Raw genomic sequence first — 11,122 nt, 5'->3', positions numbered from 1 at the left:
CATTGTCCCAACCCCTCTTGCTTGTCTTTTTGATCGATCGGAGAAGACGGAAAGAAGATTGAGCAGACAAGCTCGCAGACAACACCTCTTCTGAGGAGAGTATCCGGTATGCTTCTTCTCTCGTTCCTTTTGCTGCATCCGGAGATCAAGCTCCACATTCACCTTTCTCACGAATGGTATCGAGGAGCTGTTCCCTATCATCAAGATGATGGCGACTCTCATTATGATTCTGCTGCTCAATATTATACCACTCTTTCATAACAAAGCAGAAAGGCTTGATTTTCCAAAACAGATATCGGAGTGAAGCCTCTTCATCCAAAAGCGAAGTTATGTACAAAAGAGCTTCAAGAATCAGGAGAATCATGCACAGAATTAGTAAAATCATTCATTCTTAGACTGGCAACATCTTGGAAAATCATGCATAAAAAGCACAATATCATGCTATTATAAAGGAACTTATAACTGACAGATCTAATATTTATTACAAAAGCAGAATTCAGAGAAACAACACTCTTTTATTCGGTTTTCTATCCGGATTACATTGCTCTCATTGGACTAAAATTGGTAACATTCGGTTGTTTTCTAAGACTTTTGCACCTTTGTGCACGAGATTGTGTATCATTCCTAACATTGAGATCGAGTTTCCGGCATCTGTCATGCTTATTCTCCAGAAAAGGAATGTGGCTATGAGAGGTCCTACTGAATAGCCCACAACAATCATTTAGTGTACAAGAAAACTACAAAGTCCTTTATCCAAGATGCAACACAGAATTGCGCAGCATATTGTATTCTCTGGTATTTTCAGCTCTCCTCTACAGTTTATAGCTCGGGAAGAGAGGAGTTTTTGTATTCTTCGTAGCACACTCAGCATATTCTTAATCTTCTATATACTCTCCATTGTATCTTGCGAAAAAAAGAATTCTTCCGCCTTGAGTTCGGAAGAGCGAATAGCTATTGAAAATCGTGTTGCAAACATTCACGAAACCGACTCTCTCGCATCTCTGCAAAAACGTTTGGAAAACGAAGGCAATCGCCTTGGGAGCATCATAGCTCTCCGAAAATGGGGCAAAGCTCTGCGAAACGAGAATCGCTTCGATGAAGCCTTGCGAGTCCACAGCGAAGGAGTGAAACAGGCAGAAGCCCTCGGTGACACTATAGAATGGGTGCGAGGACTAAACAATATAGGGACAGACTATAGGAGGATGGGAGTTATCGATGCAGCCCAAGAATATCATTACCAAGCCTGGATCCTGAGCAGAGAGAGCATGGACAAATCTTTTGCAACCAAGAAAAATCAAGTGGTATCGCTCAATGGCTTGGCCAATATCTACATGACTTTAGGTAACTATCAGCAAGCTGACAGTGTATTACGACTTGCTTTGGCAGGGGAGCAACAATTAGGCAGCGTAGTGGGGCAGGCTATCAATTGTGCCAATCTCGGGGCTATATTCGAGCAGCAAGGACAGACAGATTCGGCCTGGATCTACTACCGGCGTTCGATGGATCTGAACAAACAGGTTGGCAACAGACTCGGTGTTTCGCTCTGTCATACATACTTCGGCTCTCTCTACGAGAAAGCTCACCAACACAACGAAGCTTTGCAAGAATACGAGACGGCCTATGAGCTGATGCAGGGATCCAAAGACGAATGGCATGCCCTCAACCCCCTAATAGCGTTGGCCGGTATCCATAGTACGAAGGGCAACAATACAGAGACACTAAAGTATCTCTCCCAGGCAAAGGCTGTGGCCGAGCGTATCAATTCGAAAGAGCATTTGGCCGAGATATACAATCTCTACTACGGATACTACGAACGGCAGCAAGACTATCAACAGGCTCTGAAGTGTCGCAATAGAGCTGTGACTTTGCAAGACAGTGTGGTAAATATAGAAAAGATGAATCGCATCCAGAATGTAAGCCTAAATATCGAGCGTAAGTACCAGAAGCAGCAGATAGATGCTGCACAGATGAAGTTGGTAGCAGAGCGTGAGACTCGGCGCATCGGCTACATTATCTTCGTTCTGATACTTTCCTTCCTCGTTATAATCATTGCTATGATGTATTACATCCAACGCATCCGTGCCCGCAACCATAGAGCATTGAAGGAAATGAACCGTTTGAGAGAAAGTTTCTTCACCAATATCACACACGAATTGCGTACGCCACTCACCGTTATCCTTGGGTTGAGCCATAACCTACAAGTAGACAGAACTCTTTCGGACAAAACGAGAGAGAAGGCCCGGATCATAGAGCGACATGGCAACAGCCTGCTTGTGCTCATCAACCAACTCTTAGACATAGCAAAGGTGAAAAGCACGGTAGGGAGCGCCGAATGGCGCAGGGGAAATATCAGCGCACATTTGGCTATGATCGTGGAGACCTATCGAGAATATGCACGCAGTCACAACATCGTTCTCCAGTTTTTCTCGGAAGAAGCCGTAGAGATGGACTTCGTGCCGGACTACATAAATAAGGTGATGAACAACCTGCTTTCCAATGCTTTCAAGTTTACCCCCAAATACGGCAAAGTGAATGTGGCAATGCGTTGTGAAGGCAAACGACTGTTGATCGATGTATCCGATACCGGAGCAGGCATAGCACCAGATGCTATCGCTCATATCTTCAAACCTTTCTATCAAGCAGAGAGCAATACTCCGAATATCGGCTCAGGGATAGGGCTGGCCTTGGTCAAGCAGATTGTAGATGCCATAGGAGGAAGCATCAGCGTAGAAAGCTGCATTGGCAGAGGAACGACATTTCATCTCGACTTGCCTATTCACCTCAACAGCAAACAGCAGATCGCCAATGAGACAGAGAGAAATATCCCCCTATTGCCTCAGGAAAAGACTGCTCTCGATGACGATAGAGAGAAAGACAATGAGTGCCGTTTGCTCATTGTAGAAGACAACAGAGATGTGGCCGCCTACATCGGCTCTCAACTCTCCGACCGGTATGCCATTTCTTATGCACACAATGGCAACGAAGGCTTGGAAAAAGCATTGAGCCTTGTGCCCGACCTGATTATCTCCGATCTGATGATGCCCGGCATGGATGGTTTGGAGCTATGCAAACAGATAAGGGACAATGAAATAGTAAATCATATCCCCATCATTGTGGTCACGGCAAAAGTCAGCGAAGAAGATCGCATCAAAGGACTCGAAGCCGGAGCCAATGCCTACCTTGCCAAACCATTCAACAGCGAAGAACTGCGCACTTTAGTGGAAAAACTACTCGAAAGACAGAAATTGCTGCGAGAAAAATTTGCGAGGACAATTATAGAGAGTAAGGATCAGAACAAAGAGAGCAATGGACTACAAACGAATATTGACTTCCGTTTTTTGGCAAAAGTTTCGGAAACTGTCTATCTGATGCTTAGCAGCCGACAAGAGGTAGATGTAAGCCTTATTGCCTCCAAACTATGCATGAGTAATAGCCAATTCTACCGCAAAATGACCTCGCTCACCGGTTATACCCCCATGGCTTATATCCAGCGGATCAAGATAAAAAAGGTCTGTCGACTACTGGATAATGATCCGGAAATTAGCCTGAGGGAAGCAGCTGAGCAATGTGGCTTCAATGACTACTCCAATTTTATACGAGCATTCAAGAATGTCTATGGTATTACACCTTCCGATTACCGCAAGGGACAGTTATCCATGCTGTGAATGCACTAATGAGACCTTTGCAAGGACTCCAAAATGACAATTTAAACCCGAGCATCATAAAGAGATTGAGAAGGAAGTCTGAGAGAGTGCAGCTATCGTACTTATTCGAACAAGCCTCAATATCGAGAGTAATGCAGCAAGAGCCATGCTATAAAATAGTGTCTTAACGAGACTACTTTGTAAATTCCTCGAAAGCGGTGTGTCATAGTACGCAAGTTGCTGTGTTACTCATGACATTCGGCTTCGGTTATATAACTCCACATCCTCTGTCTTAGAGCCTTGCATTTTGCACACTCTAACGCACCTAAACGGGGCTATGGGCAAAAATCGATTTTTGCCCATAGCCCCGTTTTTTGCTTAAACATGTAAACATAGATATCTCGAAGAGAAAAGGGAGGAAAAAAGCCATGGAGTCAAGCCCAGAAACGCCTATCTCGCACTTTCCAAAGTACATATATTTTGTAAACTCTCTGCTTGCAAAAAAAGCAGGAAAACAGAGAAAAAGAGAGCATATAAAGAAGTGACTCCCCTCCCCTTTTGCAGCCCTTTTACTACCCTCTCAAAACATCGATGAATAGGGCATTCTGAGAGGGTCAAAATTCTCTCCTGAGAGAATTTTTGCTAACACAGGAGAGAGCAATTTTTTTCTCAGGAGAGAAATTTCGTTCTCTCCCGTGTTAGCAAAAAACGGCTCCCGTCGGGATCAAAAAAGAGAGAGAAAAGGACACTCAAAAGGCCCTAAATCAAGAAGAAAAAACACATCAAAGAGATAACAATAAAACATAGAAATAAATACAACAGAGCACCGATATACAGTTTTAGATCAAAGAAAAAAAGTAAAAACAAAAAGGGCAACTGCATCTCTTCGATGCAGTTGCCCTTGTATGTGTATAGTAGAAGTTAGAGAGCTTTACGAAAGAGAATTCAAATCCTAATCCGAATTACATTCTGGGCTGTCTTTCAGGGCGATCATTGGCCTCTTTTACAACCAGCACTCGCCCCATAAATTCCTGCTCTTGCAACTGCTCTATGGCCGTCCGAGCCTCATCCTCGTTTTCCATTTCCACAAAGCCAAAACCACGCGAGCGACGGGTTTCTCTGTCTAAAATTACTCTTGCGCCTACTACAGAGCCAAATTGCTCAAGAAGACCAATGAGGTCATTCTCACGAACCTTATAGTTAAGGTTCCCTAAATAGATGTTCATTCTGTATTGATGAAAGTTGAAAATAGCCTCAGAAGAGGGATACCTATTCTCCTTTAATTAGGGTACCTTGTCTCCGAGACTGTGGTTGCAAAGAACGGTATAATTTTTGAATTATCAATAAAACCAATTCTTCCTATAAAAAAATTCCTCCTCTCTCTTCCACACTCTATAGATTAGAAACTATTGTCTTGTGCAACAATTTCATATTTGCAATTGAGAAATTCCACTAACTTTGCGCTCTGCCATATCTTTGGATTGGCATATGCCGTAGAAGTAACGACAATAAATACATACTAAAAATGCAGAACAAAGGATTTGTGATTGTAATCACAGCACTTCTGGCTTTGATTTGCGCTTTTTATCTCTCTTTCTCTTTTGTCACCCGGCACTATGAAAATAAGGCCGAAAAAATGGGAGAGGTGAATGGACAGGCGTATCTCGACTCGATGGCCGGAGAGAAAGTGTGGATGGGATACACCCTGAAAGAAGCTCAGAAACAGCAGATCGGCCTAGGCCTGGATCTTAGAGGAGGGATGAGCGTGGTACTCAAACTGAACGCTGCTGATTTGTTGCGCAACTTGGCCAACAAAAGTCAGGACCCGAACTTCCTCAAAGCGATGGATTATGCCGTAAGCAGCAACGACCAGAAAAACTTCATCGACCTCTTCTGCGACCGGTACAAAGAGCAAGACCCCAATGCCCGCCTAACAGCTCTCTTTGCACAAGGAGATCTGCGAGATCAAATCACAGCCAACACCACTGACGAGGAGGTTCGTAATATGGTCAAAGAGAAGTACCGAAGTGCAGTGGATGCATCGTACAATGTTATCCGTGCCCGTATTGACGGATTTGGTGTAGCTTCTCCCAACTTGCAAAGATTGGAAGGTCAGGGACGTATCTTGGTGGAATTGCCGGGTGTAAAGGATCCTGCCCGTGTGCGCGACCTGCTCCAAAGATCTGCCAACTTGCAGTTCTGGCGTACTTATACTTTCGAGGAAATCAAAGAAGACCTCATTGCCGCCAATGATCGAGTTGATCTTTCTGCACAGATACCTCAAATGAAGGAAACTATCGTAGCGGACACAACCGATACTGAGGCTGGGGCGAACATGCAAGAAGCCGATAGCTCTAAAGTGGAGCAGGCAACGACTGCTACCAAGGAACAACAACCCACAGGCAAGAAACTCTTTGACTTGCTTCAACCCGGAGGATACGGAGCTGTAGTGGGGGTTGCTCACAGACGCGACATGGCACGTGTAGACTCTATCATAGAGCGTGCTCAACAGATGAGATTGCTGCGTGACGACCTCAAACTTATGTGGTCTGCCAAAGCTATGAGTGGGCAAAAAGGCAAAGAATCCGACCTCTATGAGCTGTACGCTATTCGCTGGAGTCGTAGTGGAGATCCTGACCTTTCTGGCTCGGTAGTGACCTCGGCCAAGAGCGATATCCGCAGTGAGTTCGGCAAGTCCGAGCCTGTGGTATCCATGCGTATGAACGAAGAAGGTTCTCGCAAATGGGCCCGTATCACAAAAGATAATATCAACAGAGCTGTTGCTATCGTATTGGATGGCGTTGTTTATTCGGCTCCTAACATCAAAGTGGAAATTCCGAACGGACAAAGCGAAATCAGCGGTCGTTTTACGATAGAAGAAGCCGGAGACTTGGCCAATGTGTTGAACTCCGGTAAGATGGAAACTACCGTAATGATCGAGCAAGAGAATGTAATCGGGCCTACGCTCGGCCACGAAGCTATTCAGGCTGGTGTGATCTCCTTTATTATTGCCATCATCTTGCTGATGATCTATATGTGTCTGGCCTACGGGTTTATACCGGGCTTGATCGCCGACGGGGCTCTCATTGTCAACAGCTTCTTCACCCTTGGTGCTTTAGCTTCATTCCAGGCAGTGCTGACCCTCTCCGGTATTGCCGGTTTGGTGTTGACTCTCGGTATGGCAGTGGACGCCAACGTGTTGATCTTCGAGCGTATCAAGGAAGAATTGCGCAGCGGCAAGTCTATGATACGTGCCATTAAAGACGGTTACGGCAATGCTTTCAGTGCTATTTTCGACTCCAACCTTACAACCATCATCACTGGGATTGTCCTCTTCTTCTTCGGTACCGGCCCAATCAAAGGTTTTGCCACGACTCTGATTATCGGCTTGGTGGCCTCTTTCATCACTGCCGTATTCCTCACTCGTATCGTATTTGAAGCCCTAGCCAAGAAGGGCAAGATGGACAAGGTGACCTTTACCACAGCCCTTACTCGCAACCTGCTCGTAGAGCCCAAATTCAACATTTTGGGTAAGCGAAAAATTGGTCTGACAATCCCAGCTGTTATCATTATTCTGGGTTTGGTAGGAGTCTTCACCATTGATCTGAACCGTGGTATCGACTTCTCCGGAGGACGTAACTTCGTGGTGCAGTTCGACCAAAAAGTGTCTACCGAAACCGCTCGTGTAGCCTTGGATAAAGAGTTTGAAGGAAAGGTATCAGTAACCTCTATTGGTACAGATGGAGATCAAGTACGTATTGCCACCAACTATAAGATCGATGAAGAGGGCGAAGCTGTCGATACACAGATACAACAGAAGCTCTACAATAGCCTTAAGTCTTTGTATGCGGATAACCAAATCTCCGCAGAGAAGTTCCAAGAGCAGATCATTAGCCAACAAAAGGTGAGCCCCTCTATGTCCAATGACATCAAGCAGGAGGCTCTTGTAGCAGTGCTATTGGCCTTGATCTTCATGGCTACATATATTTTGATCCGCTTCCGCAACATCGCATTCTCCATAGGTGTATTCGTATCCGTAACGGCAACGACCCTATCGATCATTGCTCTCTACGTGCTGCTGTGGCGTGTGATGCCTTTCACGATGGAGTTGGATACCAACCTTATTGCAGCCTTGTTGGCAATCATTGGCTATTCTATCAACGATACCGTGGTTGTATTCGACCGTATCCGTGAGGTACATCAGCTCTATCCGTCTCGCGATTGGTACCAGCTGATGAACGATGCGATGAATTCAACTTTGTCTCGTACACTCAACACCTCACTCACAACCTTTGTGGTGATGTTGGTGATATTCATCCTCGGCGGAGCTACGATGCGTAGTTTCACCTTTGCTATTCTGTTAGGTATTGTGATAGGTACCTACTCGACATTGTTTGTTGCTGCACCTATCGCCTACATTACAAAGAACAAATTCGACAGCAAGAAGAAAAAATAAGACCTTTAGTTCGGCTGCTATCCTCCCTGCCAGAAAGTAGGAAGGATGTGATGCAAAAAGATAAGACCGAAGACAGTTTTTGTCTTCGGTCTTATCTTTTTCGTAGTTTTTAGCCGAACAGACCGGAACTCTTCACATAGGCTACGAAATGGCAGTCAAAACTCGCTTTTTTATTGACTTTTCAGAATGTACTAATCGCAAAGCTCAGTCTCATTATCCAAGAGCAACCTGAGGGAGGTTGTGCCTTGACTCCGAATGCTTATCTTTGCTTTGTAAATATTCAATCTATAAAGCGTTAATACAATGAACCTATTTCCTCTTTTGCAAGCAGCATCTCCTGCTACTCAAAACGGAGGTAGCAACTGGACAATGCTCCTGATGTTGCTACTTATCGTAGTGGTGTTCTACTTCTTTATGATTCGTCCACAACAGAAGCGGCAAAAAGAGTTGCAAAAATCACGTTCGGCAATGAAGAGTGGCGACAAAGTGATCACAGCCGGAGGCATACATGGTCGCATCCGAGAAGTGAGAGAAAAAGAGTTTTTGCTGGAAATTTCCGATGGAGTACGCATACTAGTGGATAAGTCTTCTGTCTATGCCAATGCCGGTGATGTTGCAGCTGATACGGAGAAAAAATAAACATCAATCTTAGCTATATAAGCCGGCTGAGGAAGGGCATAAGCCATCGCTCTGCCGGCTTTTTCTTATCCGGATGACGGAGCTGCTGTCGCGGTAAGCTCCCTTCGAGCTTGGAGTTGCTGCTGCCTCTAGATGCGAGTGGGGCGGGCATCTGGCTTCTCCGGTCTATGAGCGTGAATCCCTCCACTTCACACATTCGCTCCATGGTAAAACGATGAAACTGAAGTTGCAAAACGTCAATCCGAAGAACAAGCGAAAGAATCGCTCCAACGGAAATGAGGTAAAAGAGGCACGAAGCAAACGTATCCTCACTTTCCTGTTTTTCGTACTCCTCTCCTTCGTTTTCTGGCTGCTGATGAGTTTGCGGCTCGACTATCGTATGCGCGTCACTCTGCCGGTTGTCTATGACGAGCTGCCCGCCAATGTGCGACATGCGGATACGGCTCCGGAAGAAGTCGTTTTTGAAATAGAAGACAAGGGAGTTGAACTTCTGAAGTATAGCCTAAAAAAGTTTGCCCCCATTCGAGTCAAGCTAAGTGCACAAAACAGGCAGCATCTTCGTTTGGAGCTGGGCAAGAAAGCTCTTGTCGAAGAACTGCAAAGACAGCTATCGCCCGGCACTCGCATCATATCGGCCACCCCATCAGAGATCTCTCTACCACTCTTCACTCTCCGAGACAAATTAGTTCCCGTAAAACTGGGCTTCAAACCGGCTCTCACACAGGGGCATCGTCTGGGAGCAACAATCATTACCCCTTCGGCTGTACATATCTATGGCAGTGATCAAAAGCTCAGACATATAAAAGAGGTCCTAACCGACAGTGTCGACTTGAGTCAATACACATCTCTCACAGAATTGGATGTACCACTCAAAGAGCCGGGAGGAGGTGTCGAATACGACAAGAACCCTCAAATGGTGCATATCACTTTTGATATCGAAGCACTCACCGAGCGCAGCTACGACCTTCCCATACAAGCCCACAACATTCCTTCGGGCTATACACTCATTCCTCTGCCGGGGACAGCCAAGGTCACACTCACCATCCCACAAGCACGTTACAACCAATTGGATCCTGAGCAGCTTGAATTGGCTATCGTTTATCCCAAGGGAGGAGCAAAAATTTCAGATACCCAACTGCCGGTAGAACTTCGGAATGCCCCTGACTGGATCGTAAGCTACCGCTGCCACCCGTCCAAGGTAGAATTTATCCTCAAAAAAAAGTAAAAGCGAATGATTGTTTTGGGCATCACGGGGGGGATAGGTAGTGGCAAGTCTCTGTTGAGCCGCATTCTGCTGTGCCGGTCTGTACCGGTCTATGACACCGACACCCAAGCCAAAGAACTGAATGACACAGACCCTGAGCTCAAACAAGCCTTGGTTGCACATTTTGGCGATAGCCTCTATCCTTCAGCTTTACAAGGGAGATTGGATCGTCGGAGGCTTGCCGAACTGGCTTTTTCCTCCGAAAAACGAACAGAAGAGTTGAATGCAATTGTACATCCAGCTGTCCGGCGACATCTACTCTCCTGTCTTTCGGATTGGAAGCATGCCGGACACCGGGTTGTAGCAATCGAATCGGCCCTGCTCTTCAGTTCCGGATTTGACAATCTGACCAACAAGGTTATAGCAGTAACTGCTGACAGAGAAGTACGCATTGCCCGAGCTATGAAAAGAGATAGGGCTTGCCGGGAGCAGATATTGGAGCGCATGAATCGCCAGTTGTCGCAAGAGATTATCGAGAGAAAAGCCGATTATATCATCCGAAATAATCCCGGAGATTTGCTCCTTCCTCAGCTGGACGAAATATGGAGAACAATCGGGCTATAATCCTTACTTTTGCAAGAGTTGTTGTAACCCAATAGTAAAGCAAAATGCTCAAGAAGATTTTATCTATTTCCGGTAAGCCCGGACTTTTCAGACTACTCTCTCAAGGTAAAAATAGCATCATCGTGGAGTCTCTGCTCGATGGCCGACGCTCTGCTTCTTATGCATCGGATCGAATAATTTCGCTGGCCGATATTTCCATCTACACAGAAGAGGGCGACAAGCCTCTGCCCGAAGTGTTGGAAGATCTGGCCAAACTGATGGGATTGAAAGCCGTAGAGGAAAAAGATATCCAATCTAAACCGGAGGAATTGTACACTTTCTTCGAGAGAGTACTGCCCAGCTACGACCGCGAGCGTGTGTACCCCACAGACATCAAGAAAATCATGAAGTGGTACAACATGCTCATTGCCGATGGCTTTACCAAATTTGCCGAAGACGAGAACAGCGAAGAGCAAGCTTCTGCAACTGCCACCGATCAGAACGAAAAAGAAGTAGCAGAGAAGGCCTGACATCTCTACAACCCTCAGGAAACAAGGATTTACCGATCAAACCTAA

8 protein-coding genes are annotated in these 11,122 nt (G+C 45.7%); 7 read left to right on the top strand and 1 reads right to left on the bottom strand.

Translation table 11 applies throughout. The annotated features are described in order from the left end of the window. Positions 1 to 108: 108 nt before the first annotated feature. Positions 109 to 261: a hypothetical protein gene (locus tag DQN70_RS09575; RefSeq protein ID WP_161785798.1), complete on the top strand. Its 153-nt coding sequence runs from the start codon at positions 109 to 111 to the stop codon at positions 259 to 261. Between the two features lie 668 nt (positions 262 to 929). Then, positions 930 to 3,665: a hybrid sensor histidine kinase/response regulator transcription factor gene (locus DQN70_RS02850; RefSeq protein WP_023941423.1), complete on the top strand. Its 2,736-nt coding sequence runs from the start codon at positions 930 to 932 to the stop codon at positions 3,663 to 3,665. A 941-nt stretch (positions 3,666 to 4,606) separates the two neighbouring features. Here the strand turns inward: DQN70_RS02850 and DQN70_RS02845 are convergent. Beyond that, positions 4,607 to 4,870, bottom strand: a complete 264-nt coding sequence (locus DQN70_RS02845; RefSeq protein ID WP_023936612.1) for an RNA recognition motif domain-containing protein — start codon at positions 4,868 to 4,870, stop codon at positions 4,607 to 4,609. Between the two features lie 299 nt (positions 4,871 to 5,169). On the opposite strand from DQN70_RS02845, the gene secDF reads away from it, so the two are divergent. From secDF to DQN70_RS02820, 5 genes are all read left to right on the top strand, one after another. Continuing rightward, entirely contained in the window at positions 5,170 to 8,100 is a 2,931-nt protein-coding gene (secDF, locus tag DQN70_RS02840; protein ID WP_023940749.1) for a protein translocase subunit SecDF, read from the top strand. A 303-nt stretch (positions 8,101 to 8,403) separates the two neighbouring features. After that, the gene (gene yajC / locus DQN70_RS02835; RefSeq protein WP_023936618.1) at positions 8,404 to 8,739 is read left to right on the top strand and encodes a preprotein translocase subunit YajC; all 336 of its coding nucleotides are present in this window, start codon (positions 8,404 to 8,406) and stop codon (positions 8,737 to 8,739) included. 214 nt (positions 8,740 to 8,953) lie between these two features. Continuing rightward, positions 8,954 to 9,964 carry a CdaR family protein gene (locus DQN70_RS02830; RefSeq protein ID WP_023936620.1) on the top strand — a complete coding sequence of 337 codons (1,011 nt, stop codon included), beginning with the start codon at positions 8,954 to 8,956 and terminating at the stop codon, positions 9,962 to 9,964. A gap of 6 nt (positions 9,965 to 9,970) precedes the next feature. Then, positions 9,971 to 10,567: a dephospho-CoA kinase gene (gene coaE, locus DQN70_RS02825; protein WP_023936622.1), complete on the top strand. Its 597-nt coding sequence runs from the start codon at positions 9,971 to 9,973 to the stop codon at positions 10,565 to 10,567. Positions 10,568 to 10,611: 44 nt separating this feature from the next. Then, positions 10,612 to 11,076 carry a DUF5606 family protein gene (locus DQN70_RS02820; RefSeq protein WP_023936624.1) on the top strand — a complete coding sequence of 155 codons (465 nt, stop codon included), beginning with the start codon at positions 10,612 to 10,614 and terminating at the stop codon, positions 11,074 to 11,076. The last annotated feature ends 46 nt before the right edge of the window (positions 11,077 to 11,122 follow it).

Source organism: Porphyromonas crevioricanis (assembly GCF_900476255.1).
GTDB classification, from domain to species: domain Bacteria; phylum Bacteroidota; class Bacteroidia; order Bacteroidales; family Porphyromonadaceae; genus Porphyromonas; species Porphyromonas crevioricanis.
Note: the sequence above shows the minus strand (reverse complement) of the source record. Positions and strands in the feature narration are given on the sequence as shown.